The 17,431-nt window shown below is 44.3% G+C and carries 17 protein-coding genes and 1 pseudogene; 4 read left to right on the top strand and 14 right to left on the bottom strand.

Annotation, left to right across the window (positions count from 1 at the left end; genetic code table 11):
- The first annotated feature begins 119 nt into the window (after positions 1–119).
- Entirely contained in the window at positions 120–1,568 is a 1,449-nt protein-coding gene (gene pyk / locus AB4589_RS01260; RefSeq protein WP_012603578.1) for a pyruvate kinase, read from the top strand.
- A gap of 180 nt (positions 1,569–1,748) precedes the next feature.
- Here pyk and AB4589_RS01255 read toward each other — a convergent pair whose 3' ends face one another.
- Positions 1,749–2,951, bottom strand: a complete 1,203-nt coding sequence (locus tag AB4589_RS01255; RefSeq protein WP_122047010.1) for a patatin family protein — start codon at positions 2,949–2,951, stop codon at positions 1,749–1,751.
- 41 nt (positions 2,952–2,992) lie between these two features.
- Positions 2,993–3,082 (bottom strand): YnhF family membrane protein, encoded by a 90-nt coding sequence (locus AB4589_RS01250; protein WP_102248935.1) that lies wholly within the window; start codon positions 3,080–3,082, stop codon positions 2,993–2,995.
- 145 nt (positions 3,083–3,227) lie between these two features.
- On the opposite strand from AB4589_RS01250, the gene AB4589_RS01245 reads away from it, so the two are divergent.
- The 3 genes from AB4589_RS01245 (at position 3,228) to AB4589_RS01235 (ending at position 5,880) form a co-directional block, all read left to right on the top strand.
- Entirely contained in the window at positions 3,228–3,821 is a 594-nt protein-coding gene (locus tag AB4589_RS01245) for a hypothetical protein (protein WP_009848988.1), read from the top strand.
- 497 nt (positions 3,822–4,318) lie between these two features.
- On the top strand, positions 4,319–5,779 hold the full coding sequence (locus tag AB4589_RS01240; RefSeq protein WP_009848987.1) for a sodium-dependent transporter: 1,461 nt from the start codon (positions 4,319–4,321) through the stop codon (positions 5,777–5,779).
- A gap of 2 nt (positions 5,780–5,781) precedes the next feature.
- Positions 5,782–5,880 carry a methionine/alanine import family NSS transporter small subunit gene (locus AB4589_RS01235; RefSeq protein ID WP_009848986.1) on the top strand — a complete coding sequence of 33 codons (99 nt, stop codon included), beginning with the start codon at positions 5,782–5,784 and terminating at the stop codon, positions 5,878–5,880.
- A gap of 59 nt (positions 5,881–5,939) precedes the next feature.
- On the opposite strand, the pseudogene AB4589_RS01230 reads toward AB4589_RS01235, so the two are convergent.
- The 12 genes and pseudogenes from AB4589_RS01230 to AB4589_RS01175 form a co-directional block, all read right to left on the bottom strand.
- Positions 5,940–6,344 (bottom strand): annotated as a pseudogene (locus AB4589_RS01230) (hypothetical protein).
- Positions 6,345–6,735: 391 nt separating this feature from the next.
- A complete protein-coding gene (gene ptsG / locus AB4589_RS01225; protein ID WP_009848984.1) occupies positions 6,736–8,166 on the bottom strand; it encodes a PTS glucose transporter subunit IIBC in 1,431 nt (476 codons plus the stop codon).
- A gap of 444 nt (positions 8,167–8,610) precedes the next feature.
- Positions 8,611–9,378: a TatD family hydrolase gene (locus tag AB4589_RS01220; RefSeq protein WP_372099118.1), complete on the bottom strand. Its 768-nt coding sequence runs from the start codon at positions 9,376–9,378 to the stop codon at positions 8,611–8,613.
- Positions 9,369–10,334: a DNA polymerase III subunit delta' gene (locus AB4589_RS01215; protein ID WP_372099117.1), complete on the bottom strand. Its 966-nt coding sequence runs from the start codon at positions 10,332–10,334 to the stop codon at positions 9,369–9,371. Before AB4589_RS01215 ends, AB4589_RS01220 begins: the two co-directional genes overlap by 10 nt.
- Before the next feature lie 6 nt (positions 10,335–10,340).
- A complete protein-coding gene (gene tmk, locus AB4589_RS01210; RefSeq protein WP_012603572.1) occupies positions 10,341–10,973 on the bottom strand; it encodes a dTMP kinase in 633 nt (210 codons plus the stop codon).
- Positions 10,974–10,983: 10 nt separating this feature from the next.
- Complete coding sequence (mltG, locus tag AB4589_RS01205; protein WP_372099116.1) at positions 10,984–12,000, bottom strand: endolytic transglycosylase MltG; 1,017 nt, start codon at positions 11,998–12,000, stop codon at positions 10,984–10,986.
- Complete coding sequence (gene pabC / locus AB4589_RS01200; protein ID WP_372099115.1) at positions 11,997–12,875, bottom strand: aminodeoxychorismate lyase; 879 nt, start codon at positions 12,873–12,875, stop codon at positions 11,997–11,999. Before pabC ends, mltG begins: the two co-directional genes overlap by 4 nt.
- 103 nt (positions 12,876–12,978) lie before the next feature.
- A complete protein-coding gene (gene fabF, locus AB4589_RS01195) occupies positions 12,979–14,223 on the bottom strand; it encodes a beta-ketoacyl-ACP synthase II (protein ID WP_004736554.1) in 1,245 nt (414 codons plus the stop codon).
- A gap of 93 nt (positions 14,224–14,316) precedes the next feature.
- Positions 14,317–14,550 carry an acyl carrier protein gene (acpP, locus tag AB4589_RS01190; RefSeq protein ID WP_012603569.1) on the bottom strand — a complete coding sequence of 78 codons (234 nt, stop codon included), beginning with the start codon at positions 14,548–14,550 and terminating at the stop codon, positions 14,317–14,319.
- Between the two features lie 166 nt (positions 14,551–14,716).
- Entirely contained in the window at positions 14,717–15,451 is a 735-nt protein-coding gene (fabG, locus tag AB4589_RS01185) for a 3-oxoacyl-ACP reductase FabG (protein ID WP_029222897.1), read from the bottom strand.
- Between the two features lie 25 nt (positions 15,452–15,476).
- Complete coding sequence (gene fabD / locus AB4589_RS01180) at positions 15,477–16,400, bottom strand: ACP S-malonyltransferase (protein WP_371707013.1); 924 nt, start codon at positions 16,398–16,400, stop codon at positions 15,477–15,479.
- An 80-nt stretch (positions 16,401–16,480) separates the two neighbouring features.
- Entirely contained in the window at positions 16,481–17,431 is a 951-nt protein-coding gene (locus AB4589_RS01175; RefSeq protein ID WP_010437276.1) for a beta-ketoacyl-ACP synthase III, read from the bottom strand.

Raw genomic sequence — 17,431 nt, 5'->3', positions numbered from 1 at the left:
CTACACATCAAAGCCTCTGCCTTGTATAAATACCCAGCAACTCGCTGCAAAAATCAGCTCGAAAGATCAACACGCCCTAGTCTTTTAATAGATTACTTGGCCTCACTCTAGGAGTATTCATGACAGCCGAATTAAGAAAAACGAAAATCGTCACAACGCTAGGCCCTTCTACTGATAAAGGTAACGTGCTTGAAGAGATCATCAAGGCCGGTGCCAATGTCGTCCGTATGAACTTCTCTCACGGCACTAGCGACGACCATATACAACGTGCAGAAAATGTCCGAGCAATAGCCAAAAAACTTGGCACTCAGATCGCTATTCTCGGTGACTTACAAGGTCCCAAGATTCGAGTGTCAACATTCAAAGATGGCAAAATCCAACTTGCCGTTGGTGACCAATTTACTCTCGACAGTAGCCTTGGTTTAGGCGAAGGCAACCAACAAGCGGTCGGTCTTGATTATAAAGAATTACCTAACGACGTTTCAGCTAACGACATCCTGTTGCTCGACGATGGTCGTGTGCAGCTAAAAGTAACCGAAGTGGAAGGTTGTCGCGTTCATACCGAAGTCATCATTGGCGGCCCTCTCTCGAATAATAAAGGCATAAACAAAAAAGGCGGCGGCCTTTCCGCAGAAGCGCTGACAGAAAAAGACAAGCGCGACATCGTCACCGCCGCACAAATCAAAGTGGATTACCTCGCGGTGTCTTTCCCACGCAACGGCGAAGACATGCACTACGCTCGTCAGCTCGCACGAGAAGCAGGTTTAGAAGCTCACCTTGTAGCAAAAGTTGAGCGAGCAGAGACGGTAGCCACTGTTGAGAACATGGATGACATCATAATGGCCTCAGATGTGGTCATGGTGGCTCGTGGTGACCTTGGAGTCGAAATTGGCGACCCTGAATTGGTCGGAGTACAAAAACAGCTTATACGCCGTGCTAGAGCGCTTAACCGAACGGTGATCACCGCAACCCAAATGATGGAATCGATGATTTCAGCGCCAATGCCAACCCGTGCCGAAGTCATGGACGTTGCCAATGCGGTACTTGATGGAACAGATGCGGTCATGCTTTCAGGTGAAACAGCTGCAGGTGATTACCCGGTCGAAACCGTAAAATCGATGGCTGAAGTGTGTATTGGTGCTGAGAAAATGGCGGGGATTAACAACCAATCCAATTACCGAATTGATCGCACATTTGTGACCGCAGAAGAAACCGTTTCGATGGCGACTATCTACTCGGCAAACCATATGGAAGGCATTAAAGGCGTAGTCACTCTCACTGAATCAGGCCGTACTGCACTGATGATGTCTCGTCTAAGTGCTGACATGCCTATCTACGCGCTGTCTCGTAACGAAGGAACTCTTAATCGCTGCACCTTGTACCGAGGTGTAACACCTATCTACTTCGAGACAGAAGCCAAAGACAGTTTTGACATTGCCCTATCTACGCTCACCTGCCTAAAAGAGCAAGAGCATCTTAAGTTTGGCGATCTCGTTATCGTCACTCAGGGCGACATTATGGATGTGGCAGGATCAACCAACTGTATGAGAATCTTACCTGTCACCTAATGTTTGACCGTAAGGCGAAACGATTTGCCTAATCTCAAGACAAAAAAAGGGTTATCGAACCAAGTTCAATAACCTTTTTTCATTTCAGAACACGACTCACTAACGATCAGCTTAAACAGCACGATCAGCTCACAGCATGCTAACTCATCAACTTCAAATATTATTAATCAACCTCAAGCATTACTTCTCAGCAGCAATGGTTGCCAAATATTGCATGTGTGAGCTTCGAGCATTTTCCGTTGAGGTATAAGTTTCAACAAATCGGTAACCGGCTTCTAAACCCAATTCATAATCGTGCAGTAAATCTTCTTTATTACTCATTAATGAATTGGATTTCAGCGGCTTACTCGGGGCAATTTGCACGACAAAAGCATCGTCTGGTGGGGAGTTCAAAAAATCCTGAGTCAATGAGTAAGTTTGGTAATGCACCATCAGCATATCTGCTAAGCCGGAATCAAACTTATCACCAATTAAATGACTTAATCTATAGATGTCATCCGCCCCGAATAACCATCGACCACCATTCAACAAATCCAAATGTGATCTGTCGCGCTTCTGTTCTTTTGAGCTGAGAATTTGTTGTTGAAAGAACGAGCTCCAATCGGTTTTCCACTGCTCCACTTTTTGTTGCCAATGACCTTGAACACTGTCAAAAGATTCGCGGAACCATTCCAGTTCTTCGGCTGATATCGGTTTGGGTGTTTTTAATCTCGTACTGTTAGCTTGAACCTCGACCTCTTCCTCTAGCGTAGGCTCAGTTCGGATCACAACAATGGAACGGGCTTGTCTACGCCACGCTTCTTGAACTGGGATGCAAGCTGATACACCACCATCCACATAAGCATTGTCGCCAATAAAGATTTCATCATTGTATAAGCGAGGAATCGCACAGGTTGCAATCATCACTTTGTACCAATCTTCACCCAATACTGGAAAGTAGTGATCTCGTAAGTCTTTAGAATCCGTGACGGCTGCATAGAAATGGCGATCGCCTAGCGTTTGTCGTCCTAAATCCAAATCAAGCTTGTATGGGTAAGCCATGATTTGTTCTAAGGCCCACTCTAATCCAAGGTTCTTTCTGTGTCGTATATAAGAAAAGAGATTGAAGAATTCAGGTGATGTTGTGAGATCGAGAAGGAAAGAACGGCCAAGGCCTTTATCGCGGCACAGATAAGCACACAAATTAAGAGCACCTGCAGAGGTACCAAAAAACTCGTCGAAGGGGTCAAAATTAGAAAGAAGAAAGGCATCCAGCACTCCAGAAGTAAAAATACTTCTCTGTCCACCACCTTGGGCGACCAGTGCTGTTTTTCCAGCAATAAACTTAGCGTAATAATCTAAGTCTATTGCTGTATCAATATTGGTTATAATCCCACTATTCATTATTCCCTGAGTATAAAAACCCAGCCTCGCAATAAATGGTATTAACTACCAATTGCAATAAAGCCAAATGAGAGAATGATTGCGTAGATGACAACCGTTATTTGTAGGGCATTTTTCAGATTATGGTCCATAGACACCTCTGTCTTATTATTAATTTGTCGAGTCTCTATTTAAGTACTATCAGGTGTGTGAAGTATCTTCAAGAATCGTCGAAATTAGTCGCACAATATTGATGTAACCATCACAATTAGTAAGTGTATGGATAAGGATATACTCATGAATAACAAAGCAAATATAATGGCACTGATTACGCTTCTCTCCGTTTCGAGCGTATATGCCTCGCCGGAGATCATCATTACTCCGATGGTGGGCTATACAGGCGGTGGCAGTGTCGAAGACCAGGACGGTAAAACCTATGATATGAAAGGGTCTGAAAACTACACCTTTTCGATTGAAACGCCATTTGAAAAAGGACGCATCGGCTTTTTCTATTCTAATCAAAGCTCTGAATTAGAAACGCTCAACCTAAGCTCCTCCATCCAATACCTGCACTTTCAAAGTAGCATTTACTACCCAGCTTCTTCTGTGTTGTCTGGTTATTTGGGGTTAGGCCTTGGTGCTTCTTACGTCGATGTAGACTGGGCAAAGGATAAGTATGGGTTCTCAACCTCTATCTTTGGTGGTTTAGAGTACAAATTTAGTGACCGATTAGCGTTAAACACACAACTACGTTGGTTAGGTACCGTTGTCGATAACGACACCTCCGGCGTTTGTAACATCCCAAGTAACGGGCAAGAGTGCATCATCCGCTTTGATACCGACTGGATGAACCAATTCCAAGCCAATGTCGGACTGAGTTTTACTTTCTAAGTATCGATGACCATCTCATACCAATAGAACCTCCGAATAGTTGGTCAGTTCAACTATAGAGTGTATGAATTTCAGTCATACGCTCTACTTTTAAATAAAGTCACATAACCTAATAAAGCCGAAAAAATCAGACACATAAACCAACCAGAAAACCCCAAACCAATTAATACCTCTAAAATAACCGCCATTTAACATCTTAAAGACCATAACCCTACAGTTATTAAACATAGCTAATCTATTGCTTTAACCATTCTAACTAGGTAGGCTCATTAGCACGCATCAGCTGAATATTTCAGGTTATGCAAACACACATCAAACAATTAAGAATTATCCGCTGAGTTCTCCAATCGCTAACAACATAATAATCTAAACTTTTGCTTAATCACGGAAGATAAAGTAAACAGTCAAACCGTTTACCTGTTTTAACTATCATCTCCTTACCAAGCACAGCGTGACGAGAAGCTTCATACCTCAGGGAAGTTGTAAAGGAGTTAAATATGAAGCGAGAACAGTGGGGATCCCGAGCAGGATTTATCCTTGCCGCAGTAGGATCTGCTATTGGTTTAGGAAACATTTGGCGTTTTCCATATATGGCTTATGAAAATGGCGGCGGTGCTTTTTTCATTCCATATCTATTTGCCATGCTTACGGCTGGTATCCCATTTATGATCCTAGAGTTCAGTATGGGTCAAAAATATCGTGGCTCTGCACCTGCAACCTTAGCGCGCATCAACTCAAAATTTGAGTGGCTTGGTTGGTTCCAAGTGGGTGTAGCGGCTGTCATCGCGGTCTACTATGTTGCCGTTATCGGTTGGGCAATTTCATACTTCGGTATGTCATTCAATCAAAGCTGGGGAACAGACACTAACGCATTCTTCTTCAGTGAATATCTAGCTCTAGGTGATAACTCACCGACGAACCTAGGTAGCATCCAATGGGGCATCGCTGGCGCAATGTTACTCGCTTGGGCAATCACTTATGCAGCTATCGTGGGTGGTGTTAAAGCTGGTATCGAACGTGCTTCTAAAGTAATGATGCCAGTGTTGTTCATAATGGTGATTTTGCTTATCGGACGCATGGTTTTCCTTCCTGGTGCTCTAGATGGTGTGAACTACATGTTCGAACCTGATTTCAGCAAGATCTGGGACGTAAAAGTATGGGCTGCTGCTTATGGACAAATCTTCTTCACGCTAAGTATCGGTTTTGCGATCATGCTGGCTTACTCAAGCTACCTGCCTGAAAAATCAGATATCACGAACAACGCGTTCATGACGGTTCTTATCAACTGTGGTTTCTCAATTCTTGCGGGTATTATGATTTTCTCTGTTCTTGGCTACATGGCTCAAGAACAAGGTAAACCATTAACTGAAGTAGTATCAGCAGGCGTTGGCCTTGCGTTTGTTACGCTACCTGCTGCGATTAATTTACTTCCAGCACCGTATATTCTGGGTCCACTATTCTTCTTTGCACTTGTTGTGGCTGGTTTAAGCTCTCATATCTCAATTATGGAAGCAGTAACATCTGCAATTATGGACAAGCTGAACTGGAGCCGTAAAAAAGCAGCAAGTATTGTTATTGGCGTTGGTGTTGTGGTGTCTATGGCATTTGCAACTAACGGCGGCCTACTTCTACTAGACCTAGTCGATCACTTCGCTAACAACGTCGGCATCATGGTAGGCGGATTCATTGAAATCCTTCTAATGGCATGGCTACTAAACAAAGTTAGCGATGTACGTGCGTACGTCAATGAGATTTCAGATTTCTCTATTGGCGTATGGTTTAACGTATGTTTACGCTTCGTCACTCCAGTTATGCTTGCAATCATTCTTGCAACTAAACTAAGCGCATTGTTTACAGACGGTTACGGTGGCTACGACCTGACTCTTGGCTGGGCGATGATCGCAGGATTACTAGCGATTGGCATTATCATAAATATGACAAGTAAGAAGGAAGCATAATCATGACAACGAGTGCGATTATTATGATGGTTCTTGGTCTTGGTATCACTTGGGGTGGTGCTGCAATTTGCATAAAGCGTGCAATGGACAAACAGAAATAACCTTATTTAAACCATTCAAAAATGCCAGCTACTAAGCTGGCATTTTTTTGTCTCATCACCTAGAACTTGTAGGTGATACCCAGTGCACCACCCACTTGTAATTCAACACCTTTATACATGTCGAGCTCAGGGTGAACTTGCACGTACGCATTCCAACCTTCGTAGAAATTCACTTTAATACCTAAAGGCAAACGTAAGCCAAAATCATTATTCCACTCAGCCCAAGCACCTGCACCGACATATCAACTCAACGGAGCTTCAGCCTCAAACTGACCACGCTTCAAAATGTAGTCAAATGCAGCACCGTCGTTGCCAATCGTGGCACGGTATTTCTGATCAAATTCGACAACGACACTCAGGTCTTGGTCTATGGCTAATCCAACTTCCAAATCTGGAGCTTCAGAAGCATGCACAAACGCGGCTCCGCTGCAGCACATAAGGCCGATCAAATAACGATGTTTCATAATATTCTCAGACTGTTTTTAAAAATGATAGTGTACTGGGTTCACAAAGAGAGGTGTCATCGCTAGGTAAAAGCGAACTGGTGCTCAAGGTTCGGTATCGGCCTTCAACACATAGAGTTGAGTAGAACTAGTTGAGTAAAAAGAGCTTATACCAATCACAGTAAGTAAGTGTTCAGGAATAGCGCAGGAAAAAACCTTGAGAACAAGGCATAATTTTTTGATAAGTAGTTGTTCTACAATCAAAAATTCTAACGAAGTTATCGAGGTTTTTAACAAGCTAGGATGACCAGTTATTTACTACGATTGGTATTAAACGTGAGGGTATTTTGCATATTGCAGAAAACAAAAAAGGAGGCCTTTCGGCCTCCTTTCAATCTATTGAATCAGTGAATTAACCGTTGTTACGGATCCACTCATCCATGTCTGTCTTAAGGTTGTCAGACTTAGTACCGAAGATAGCTTGTACGCCACCAGCAACTACAACAACACCTGCAGCGCCTAGTTTCTTCAGTTTGTCTTGGTCAACAAGAGCGGTATCAGCTACTGCAACACGTAGACGAGTAATACAAGCGTCAAGACCAGTGATGTTCGCTTTACCACCGAATGCAGCAACTAGCTCACCAGCAAGTTCAGAACCTGTAGCAACTACTTCTTCTTCAGATTCGTCTTCACGGCCCGGAGTTTTAAGGTCAAGTGCTTTAATCACAGTGCGGAATACGATGTAGTAAATTGCAGCGTAAGCAACACCACATACAACCATTAGACCCATCTTAGACGCGTTGCCAGATAGAACTAGGAAGTCGATTAGACCGTGTGAGAAAGATGTACCGTGTACAAAACCTAGAGTGTTCGCAAGAACGTATGCAGAACCAGCTAATAGAGCGTGGATTGCGTACAGTACAGGAGCAACGAATAGGAATGAGAATTCGATTGGTTCAGTGATACCCGTTAGGAATGAAGTCAACGCAGCAGAAGCCATGATGCCCATTACTTTAGCGCGGTTTTCAGGTTTAGCTGAATGTGCAATCGCGATTGCAGCAGCAGGTAGACCGAACATCTTGAACATGTAACCACCAGCTAGCTGACCGAAGCCATTGCCCGCTGCACGAGATGCGTCATCAGCAACTAGGTAACAAGTAAGAACACCGTTTTGAGTTTCGCCAGCAGCGTTTACACAAGTACCAGCTTCGAAGAAGAAAGGTACGTTCCAAACGTGGTGAAGACCAAATGGAATCAGAGAACGCTCAACGATACCGTAGATACCAAACGCCACTTGTGGGTTTTGGTGAGCAGCCCAATCAGAGAACGCAGAGATAGCGCCGCCAACTGGTGGCCATACTACAGATAGTAGGATTGCTAGACCAATCGCAGAGAAACCTGTGATGATTGGCACAGCACGCTTACCAGCGAAGAAGCCAAGGTACTCCGGTAGTTGAATACGGAAGAAACGGTTGAATGCCCAAGCAGCAACACCACCGACTAGGATACCACCTAGTACACCAGTGTCGATTTTATCAACGCCCATTACACCAGCCATTACGCCTAGTGTAGCAGTCATGATGCCGTAACCAACGATAGCAGCTAGACCAGCTACACCGTCGTTATTAGTAAAGCCAAGTGCTACGCCTACTGCGAACAGTAGTGCCATTTGACCGAATACTGAACCACCCGCTTGTTCCATTAAGTTTGAAACGATTTCTGGAATGAAAGGAAGGTCTGCTGCACCGACACCTAGCAAAATACCCGCAACTGGTAAAACTGATACTGGTAGCATCAGAGACTTACCAACTTTCTGCAGGCTAGCAAAAAGGTTCTTAAACATGTTTATGCTCCTGATAAAGATAAAATAATTATATGGGTCCTAACGGCACACCCCCGTAGCCTATATGTTAGCACCCAGTGAAAATGTAACCATGTATTGCATTATATTTTCTGCCGCTAAATATATATTGATGGGGAACTAACTTTCTAGTCACTTACGAAATTTAGTTTCAAAACACGTCTTGGATCACATGTCAAATATAGAAATGCAATGCTTTACAAGTCTATAACTAACTGAAAAGTAAATGAATTATAACACCCTTCTATTATTTTACTGAGTAAATAAAATAGAGGGTAATGTTATTTTTAGTAACAAAATTACAAATGTTGTAATTCACGCTCTCAAGTTCAACATATTCCGTAAACATTAAAAAAAAACGCATTTTTGGTGATCAAAAACACAAAAAGGGAGCTTTCGCTCCCTTTTGTTTGTTTAGTTAGATTTCTATCGCAAAAAAAGTTTTTGGTAATTTTTGGTCGTTTGTTCAGCAACCTCTTTCATTGATACCCCTTTTAACTGGGCGATATAAGCCGCAACTTCGACTACATATGCAGGCTGATTCTCTTTACCACGATATGGAATTGGCGCCAAATATGGCGAATCCGTTTCGATCAGCAACCTATCTAGAGGTAGGTTTTTCACAACGTCTTTAAGTTCAGTGGCTTGTTTAAAGGTCACAATACCTGAGATCGAGATATAGAAACCTAGTTCCATTGCCGCTTCAGCGAACGCTTGATCTTCAGTAAAGCAGTGAATCACACCACCACACTTCTCTGCTCCGCCATCGCGTAAAATAGCTAACGTATCTTCACGCGCGTTACGCGTGTGGATGATCAAAGGTTTATTAAGCTCAACAGCCAACTCAACGTGCTGCTTGAACCTGAGCTGTTGTAGCTCTGCAGTCTCTGGTTGGTAATGATAATCTAGGCCAGTTTCACCAATCGCCACCACTTTAGGGTTGCTCGCGTACTCACGCATTCTTTCTAAACAGAAGTCGCTCTCTACGTCGAGAGGGTGAACGCCACACGAAGCCTTAACGTTATCAAACGGCGAGATCATCTCAAGCATGTTTTCAAACGAATCCAACGTCACACCGACAGAAAGCAGTTGGTCAACGTTGGCTGCTTTCGCTTTATTAACCACGTCTTCTACGCTGGTGTGTAAATTTTGGTAATCCAGTTTGTCTAAATGACAATGGGAATCTACGAACATGTTTCCTCGCAAGTGGCTATCAGCCAATTCATTATGAGTAGCTCCGTATTGAGCCCAGGGTGTTGCTTTAACTGCTCAATCAATATCAGCAGTTTATTCGACGCTGCATAAGCACTTTGATAAGACATCACCTCATACAGTGCTTTCGCACTCGGAATAATAGCCTGATTAGCTAAACCAAAATGCAGCTTTTGTACATCTGACAACAAATGCCAAAGCCAGCTAAGTTGAATCAAAGGGTCTTTGCTAAGCTCTGTAGAGAACTTCAGCATGTCGGGTTGAGTGCCTTTTATCACATTCATAAAGCCATCGAGCGCTTTTGTTGAAGCTTCGACACCACCTTGATCAAACATTGCTTTCGCTTTCAGGGGGGCGTTGTCGTTCAATGTCAGTATGTACTGAGGAACCGTTTTACCAACTTCTCCATTTAACCATGCCGATCCTGCATCCAATTGTGGACACACCACATTAAATTGCTGGCAACGGCTAAGAATAGTTGGCATTAAGCGATTACTGTTGCGCGTTGAAAGGATGAAAATACAATTACTCGCAGGTTCTTCCAGTGTTTTCAACAGCGCATTAGACGCCGATTCATTCATCGCTTCAGCCGGACTCAGCAAAATGACACGCAAGCCACCCAACTGTGACGATTGTTGAGCCCAGCGGTTACTCGCACGCACTTGGTCAACGGTAATCGATTTACCTTCTTTCTCAGGTTCGATCACATGGAAATCCGGGTGACTCCCCGACTTCATCAGTTCACAACTGTGGCAAAATCCGCACGCTTCACTTTCGTAATTAACACACATCAATGCATCGGTAAGTTGGCTAACCAGCGCTTCCACACCAAGCCCTTCCGGCGCATTAACGATCACAGAGTTAGGAAAACGTTCTGCATCGAGACTTTTTTTCCACTCACTCCATACAGGTGTGAGCCAAGAATAAACTTCAGCCATGACTACCTACTGTTTATTGAGCCAAGCACTGAGCGCGACTTTAATATCAGCGGCTACTTGCTCAATTTCTTGCTGCGCATTAATCACGAGTACAGAATCGTCTTGCCCTGCAATTTCTAAGTAACGCTCACGCGTGCGATCGAAAAATGAGATGTCCATCTTTTCAATTCTATCAAGCTCACCACGACCTCTAGCGCGTTCAAGCCCGACTCTAGGGTCTAGGTCCAAATATAGTGTTAAATCTGGCTTAAAGCCGCCTAGCGTGGTTGCTTTCAGTGATTCCATAGTGCTACGAGCGATCTGACGACCACCACCTTGGTATGCTTGAGAAGACATATCATGGCGATCACCCAACACCCATTTACCACTGTCTAGTGCAGGCTTGATGACGTTTTCTACTAATTGAACACGCGCTGCGTACATCAGCAGCAACTCAGTCATGTCTTGAAGCTTCTCGCCCTCGTGTTCTTCTTTGACCAACGAGCGCATCTTCTCGGCAAGCACGGTACCACCGGGTTCACGAGTATTAACGATGTCAGCGACACCAGCTGTTTTCAATGTCTCAACGATGGCATTGATTGCTGTACTTTTGCCAGCACCTTCAAGGCCTTCAACCACGATAAATTTCGACTGATTCATAATTCTTTCTTTATTTGTTTTTTCTTAATTGCTTTAAGTAAGCTCGTACTGCACGGTTATGCTCAGTCAAACTCTTTGAAAATACGTGACCGCCGGTTCCACTCGCAACAAAATAAAGGTAGTTGCTCTTCTCTGGATTCAGAGCCGCGTTGATAGACGCTTTACCCGCCATCGCGATCGGTGTTGGCGGTAAACCGCTCATTGTATAGGTGTTGTACGGCGTTGGTGTGCGTAGATCTTTCTTACGAATATTGCCTTTGTAGCTATCGCCCATGCCGTAGATAACCGTTGGGTCAGTTTGCAAACGCATACGCTTGTTCAAGCGGTTAACGAATACAGAAGACACACGCTCACGCTCAGAAGCGACAGCAGTCTCTTTCTCGATGATAGACGCAAGAATTAAAGCTTCATAAGGCGATTTAAGAGGCAGTTTATCGGCTCTATTTTCCCACTCATCATTGACCACGTTCATTAGATCTCGGTGGGCACGTTTCAACAAATCTAAATCCGTTGTGCCATAGGTGTAGTGGTATGTTTCCGCTAAGAAAAGGCCTTCTAGCTTTTCATTTTCAATACCAAGCTTTTGTGCGATCTCTTTTTCAGAGACATCATTCAACGTCTGCTGAATGAATTCGTTGTCTTTTAGCTGAACAAGCCACTCGTCAAAACGACTGCCTTCTACAAAGGTAATGGTAAATTGGTGCTCCTTCCCTTCTACAAGCACTTGTAGCGCTTGCTCTAAGGTTAAACCTGGTTCAAGCAGGAAAGTACCCGCTTTTACGTCTACAAGCTCAGGATGTAACTTACGGATTAATTTCTCGTAAGGAGAAGCCTCAAACAGGCCTTCGTTAATCAACTGGGCTAGAACGCGGTTAAAGCTGCTACCTGAAGCAACAGTCACGACTTGTGGTTTTTCTAATTGAATAACTTGTTTCAGGTTATCTTGCGCTTGGTTGTAAACATAAAAACCAGCAGCACCGGCTGCGATTAAGCACAAGATAATAAAAATAAATAACTTTTTGATCACGAGTTTAGTTGTCCTTGAAGGCTACGAGTAACGGTTCCAATGTTAAATTGGGTATCACTAATACGGGTAACTGGGGCAACCCCTAAGATGGAGTTGGTCATGAAAACCTCATCAGCTTGCATGAGTTGAGATAAGCAGTAGTCACTAATTGTAACGGAAAGTTCAGCTTGATTCAGCGCGGTTAACACTTGCTTACGCATAACCCCCGCGACACCACTTTGAGTGAGTTGAGGTGTGTATATCGCCTGACCTTTTCGCCAAAACAGATTGGCCATGGTGGTTTCAATCACATTGCCCGATATATCAAGAACCACACCATCCACTTCATTAGCCTGATCCATTTCATCTTTCATCAAAATCTGCTCAAGACGATTATTGTGCTTATGGCCAGCAAGTAGTGGGCTCAAACCTAGCGCTTGATGACAGATACCGAGTTCAACACCGGAGTCTTGCCACGCTGAATAATGACTTGGGTAATCAAAGGTACTGATGGTGATTGTCGGCTTGGCGATATTCTTAGTACTGTAGCCACGTCCACCAGCGCCACGGCTAACGTGCAGCTTGAGCCCTGCTTTTTCATTATGAGGCTTGTTTTTGTCTTGAAGATTCGTTGAACCATTAAGGCTCTTTGTACCAGGAAGCGCATTGTGTTGGATATGTTCAAGTGCATTATCGAGCCAAAGGTTAACCGTATTCCAATCAAGTTCGGAAATGCGTAACGCTTTAAGACAATCATCAACACGACGCTGATGATCGTGAAAATATTGAATCTGGCCATCTTGAACAAGCATGGTAGTAAAACAGCCGTCTCCATACTGAAACGAGCGATCTAAGATATCGACAGTTTGCTGACTTTCTCCATCAACCCAAAACATGTTTTTCCCCATAAAAAGAAACGGCTCAATGCTAAAGCATCGAGCCGTTTAAAAACAGTTCTAATTATGACTATCTACGATGTTTGACTCTTATATAAGATGATTAAATCTTTTTGAAGATCAAACAGCCGTTAGTACCACCGAAACCGAATGAGTTACATGCAGCATATTCCATACCGCTAACTTTACGCGCAGTGTGAGGTACTAAGTCAATATCTAAGCCTTCTTCAGGATCATCTAAATTGATTGTTGGTGGAACAATTTGATCAATTAGAGACATCGCAGTGATGATCGCTTCAGCAGAACCCGCAGCACCTAGAAGGTGGCCAGTCATTGATTTCGTAGAAGAAACCAAGACTTGCTTGCTGCCTGCTTCGCCAAGAGCACGCTTGATGCCCTTCACTTCCGCTACGTCACCTGCAGGAGTCGAAGTACCGTGTGCGTTAACATAACCGATTTGTTCACCAGTAATGCCAGCATCACGCATAGCCGCTTCCATTGCTAGTGCGCCACCAGAACCATCTTCACTTGGAGATGTCATGTGGTAAGCGTCACCCGACATACCGAAGCCAACTAGCTCACAGTAAATCTTAGCGCCACGAGCTTTAGCATGTTCATACTCTTCAAGAACCATCATGCCTGCACCGTCACCAAGAACGAAGCCGTCACGGCCTTTGTCCCATGGACGAGAAGCTTTTTGAGGCTCATCGTTACGAGTAGACAGTGCTTTAGCCGCACCAAAACCGCCCATACCTAGTGGTGTCGATGCTTTTTCAGCACCACCCGCTAGCATTGCGTCAGCATCGCCGTATGCAATCATACGAGCCGCGTGGCCAATGTTATGTAGGCCAGTCGTACATGCTGTAGAGATCGCGATGTTTGGACCGCGTAGGCCACGCATGATAGACATGTGACCCGCAATCATATTCACGATCGTCGACGGTACGAAGAACGGGCTGATTTTACGAGGGCCTTTTTCAGTTAGAGCCTTGTGACCGGCTTCGATCAAACCAAGACCACCAATACCAGAACCGATAGCAACGCCTACACGAGGAGCGTTTTCTTCAGTAATAGTTAGGGCTGAATCATCTAAAGCTTGAATACCTGCTGCGACGCCGTACTGGATGAACAAGTCCATCTTACGAGCATCTTTTTTAGTCATATACTCTTCGCAGTTAAAGTCTTTAACTAGACCTGCAAAACGAGTTGAGAAATTGGTTGCGTCAAAATGATCGATATTAACGATACCACTTTGACCAGCTAGCAGGGCTTTCCAAGAAGATTCTACAGTGTTGCCTACCGGCGACAACATACCCATGCCAGTGACAACTACACGACGCTTGGACACGATATTACACTCCGGGGATTGAGGTGATTTAAGATGAGGATAGATGAGTTAGATAAAACACAGGCGGTCGAGGTGACCGCCTGGGAGAGATTATTACTGAGCGCTAGTTACGTAATCGATAGCAGCTTGAACAGTAGTAATTTTCTCAGCTTCGTCATCTGGAATCTCAGTGTCGAATTCTTCTTCTAGAGCCATTACTAGCTCAACTGTGTCTAGAGAATCTGCACCTAGGTCATCAACGAAAGAAGCTTCGTTTTTAACTTCAGCTTCGTCTACACCTAGCTGTTCAACAATGATTTTCTTTACGCGTTCTTCGAGGTTGCTCATTTTTTCTTTTCCTTTACAGAGTTCGCTTTATGCGATGTTTTCCGTAGTTTATTCAATCTATTGAAAGTTGCAAGGTCAACTTTTCTGGTCAAACCACAATTTTCACGATTTTAACCGAAATTACGTATGATCTTGACTTAAATCATGCACAAATGTTGCACATAATTTACACCATGTACATACCGCCATTGACGTGAAGTGTTTCACCTGTGATATAAGCTGCCGCAGGTGACGCCAAAAATACCACAGCTTCAGCGATTTCGCGAGGGTCACCTAGTCGACCTGCTGGTACATTCGCCAAAGTTACTGCACGTTGGTCATCATTTAGCGCTTTAGTCATGTCAGTTTCGATGAAACCAGGTGCTACAGTGTTCACTGTAATACCACGAGACGCAACTTCACGAGCCATTGATTTAGTAAAACCAATTACGCCTGCTTTTGCAGCTGCGTAGTTAGCTTGACCAGCGTTACCCATAGTACCGACTACAGAACCAACGTTTACGATACGTCCTTGACGCTTCTTCATCATGCCACGCAATACAGCTTTAGACATGCGGAAGATAGGCGTTAGGTTAGTATCGATGATGTCATTCCATTCATCGTCTTTCATACGCATAAGTAGGTTATCACGAGTGATACCTGCGTTGTTAACCAGAATGTCAATCGCACCGAATTCATCGTTGATGGTTTTCAGTGTAGCTGCAATTGAGTCAACATCCGTTACATTAAGAGCAAGACCTTTACCGTTCTCACCTAGGTACTCACTGATTGCAGCAGCGCCGCCTTCAGACGTAGCAGTACCGATAACTTTAGCACCACGCTCAACTAAAAGTTCAGCGATTGCACGACCGATACCACGGCTTGCGCCTGTAACTAGTGCAACTTTGCCTTCTAAATTCATCATAACTTCTCTATTAAGTGTTTATTTACTTAGCAGCTTCTAGTGATGCAGTGTCATTAACTGCAGCAGCTGTCATAGTTTTTACGATTCGTTTTGTTAGACCGGTAAGAACTTTACCTGGGCCTAATTCTAGTAGCTTCTCTACGCCTTGCTCATTCATAGCTTGTACACCTTCAGTCCAACGAACTGGGCTGTACAGCTGGCGAACAAGTGCGCTTTTGATTTTTGCCGGGTCTGTTTCAGCAATAACATCAACGTTATTGATAACAGGCAGTGCCGGCGTGTTGAACTCTAGAGCTTCCAGAGCAACCGCTAGCTTGTCTGCTGCAGGCTTCATAAGGGCACAGTGAGACGGCACAGATACTGGTAAAGGAAGAGCACGTTTAGCGCCCGCTTCTTTACATAGTGCACCAGCGCGCTCTACTGCTGCTTTGTTACCCGCGATAACAACTTGGCCAGGTGAATTGAAGTTAACTGGAGACACAACTTCGTCTTGTGCCGCTTCTTCACACGCTTTAGCAATCGCTTCATCATCTAGACCGATGATTGCGTACATTGCACCAACACCCACAGGAACCGCTTCTTGCATCAGTTGACCACGTAGCTCAACTAGCTTGATCGCTTCTTTAAAGTCGATAACACCCGCACACACTAGTGCAGAGTATTCGCCTAGGCTGTGGCCGGCTAGGTTTGCAGGTTGCTCTAGACCAAGCTCTTGCCATACACGCCAGATTGCAACAGACGCTGTTAGTAGAGCCGGTTGAGTACGGAAAGTTTCATTTAGATTTTCTACTGGACCATCTTGAACCAATGCCCATAGATCGTAACCAAGTGCTTCTGAAGCTTCAGCAAATGTCTTTTTAACAACATCATACTGTTCGCCTAGGTCAGCAAGCATACCGATAGCTTGAGAGCCTTGGCCTGGGAATACGATAGCAAATTTGCTCATAGTAATTTTCCTTTAAGCAAAGCAAAAAATTGAATAAGGCACATAAGTTATGTGCCTTGTTTGTTGATTATCGCTTGGGGTTAGAATTTAACTAACGCAGAACCCCAAGTGAAGCCGCCACCAAACGCTTCAAGTAGAAGCGTTTGACCACGTTTAATTCGCCCGTCGCGAACTGCCTCATCAAGGGCCGTTGGTACGGTAGCTGCCGACGTATTGCCGTGCTTATCAAGAGTAATCACAACTTGATCAAGCGACATCGTCAGCTTTTTAGCGGTTGCCGAGATAATACGGTAGTTCGCTTGATGTGGAACTAACCAATCAAGCTCTGACTTATCCATATTGTTCGCCGCTAATGTGTCTTTCACTAGCTTAGAAAGCTGAGTTACCGCCACTTTAAATACTTCGTTGCCCGCCATGTGCAACCATTTGTCTGCATCACCGCCACGCTCTGGAACTTCTAGGCTTAGAAGCTCACCATATTTACCATCAGAGTAAATGTGAGTAGACAAAATACCTGGCTCTTCGCTTGCGCCAACAACCACCGCACCTGCAGCATCACCAAATAAGATGATAGTAGAGCGGTCAGTCGGATCACAGGTTTTTGACAGTGCATCCGCACCGATTACCAAAACGTTCTTACACATGCCAGTCTTGATGTGTTGATCAGCAACAGACAGTGCGTAGACAAAACCAGAACACGCCGCAGCCAAATCAAACGCAGGGCAGCCTTTGATACCAAGCTTGCCTTGTACCTGACATGCCGAAGACGGAAATGTGTGGCTACTGCTGGTTGTCGCAACAATGATTAAATCAATATCTTCTTTGTCGATACCTGCCATTTCAATGGCATTCTCAGCAGCGTAAAACGCCATATCCGCAACAGTTTCGTTTTCCGCTGAAATACGACGCTCTTTAATACCTGTTCTAGCAACGATCCACTCATCGCTAGTCTCTACCATTTTCTCTAAGTCTGCGTTAGTACGCACCTGAGATGGCAAGTAGCTGCCAGTACCTAAAATTTTGCTATACAT

It is taken from the genome of Vibrio sp. 10N.222.49.A3, from assembly GCF_041475145.1.
GTDB lineage: Bacteria > Pseudomonadota > Gammaproteobacteria > Enterobacterales > Vibrionaceae > Vibrio > Vibrio tasmaniensis_A.
This window is presented reverse-complemented; position numbering and strand designations above follow the sequence as displayed.

Coding starts and splice junctions, on each gene's coding strand:
- pabC (WP_372099115.1), bottom strand. CDS start 12,875: ATGTTTTGGGTTGATGGAGAAAGTCAGCAAACTGTCGATATCTTAGAT.
- ptsG (WP_009848984.1), bottom strand. CDS start 8,166: ATGTTTAAGAACCTTTTTGCTAGCCTGCAGAAAGTTGGTAAGTCTCTG.
- AB4589_RS01235 (WP_009848986.1), top strand. CDS start 5,782: ATGACAACGAGTGCGATTATTATGATGGTTCTTGGTCTTGGTATCACT.
- AB4589_RS01245 (WP_009848988.1), top strand. CDS start 3,228: ATGAATAACAAAGCAAATATAATGGCACTGATTACGCTTCTCTCCGTT.
- tmk (WP_012603572.1), bottom strand. CDS start 10,973: ATGAATCAGTCGAAATTTATCGTGGTTGAAGGCCTTGAAGGTGCTGGC.
- AB4589_RS01220 (WP_372099118.1), bottom strand. CDS start 9,378: ATGTTCGTAGATTCCCATTGTCATTTAGACAAACTGGATTACCAAAAT.
- pyk (WP_012603578.1), top strand. CDS start 120: ATGACAGCCGAATTAAGAAAAACGAAAATCGTCACAACGCTAGGCCCT.
- fabG (WP_029222897.1), bottom strand. CDS start 15,451: ATGAATTTAGAAGGCAAAGTTGCACTAGTTACAGGCGCAAGCCGTGGT.
- fabD (WP_371707013.1), bottom strand. CDS start 16,400: ATGAGCAAATTTGCTATCGTATTCCCAGGCCAAGGCTCTCAAGCTATC.
- AB4589_RS01215 (WP_372099117.1), bottom strand. CDS start 10,334: ATGGCTGAAGTTTATTCTTGGCTCACACCTGTATGGAGTGAGTGGAAA.
- AB4589_RS01240 (WP_009848987.1), top strand. CDS start 4,319: ATGAAGCGAGAACAGTGGGGATCCCGAGCAGGATTTATCCTTGCCGCA.
- AB4589_RS01255 (WP_122047010.1), bottom strand. CDS start 2,951: ATGAATAGTGGGATTATAACCAATATTGATACAGCAATAGACTTAGAT.
- acpP (WP_012603569.1), bottom strand. CDS start 14,550: ATGAGCAACCTCGAAGAACGCGTAAAGAAAATCATTGTTGAACAGCTA.
- AB4589_RS01250 (WP_102248935.1), bottom strand. CDS start 3,082: ATGGACCATAATCTGAAAAATGCCCTACAAATAACGGTTGTCATCTAC.
- AB4589_RS01175 (WP_010437276.1), bottom strand. CDS start 17,431: ATGTATAGCAAAATTTTAGGTACTGGCAGCTACTTGCCATCTCAGGTG.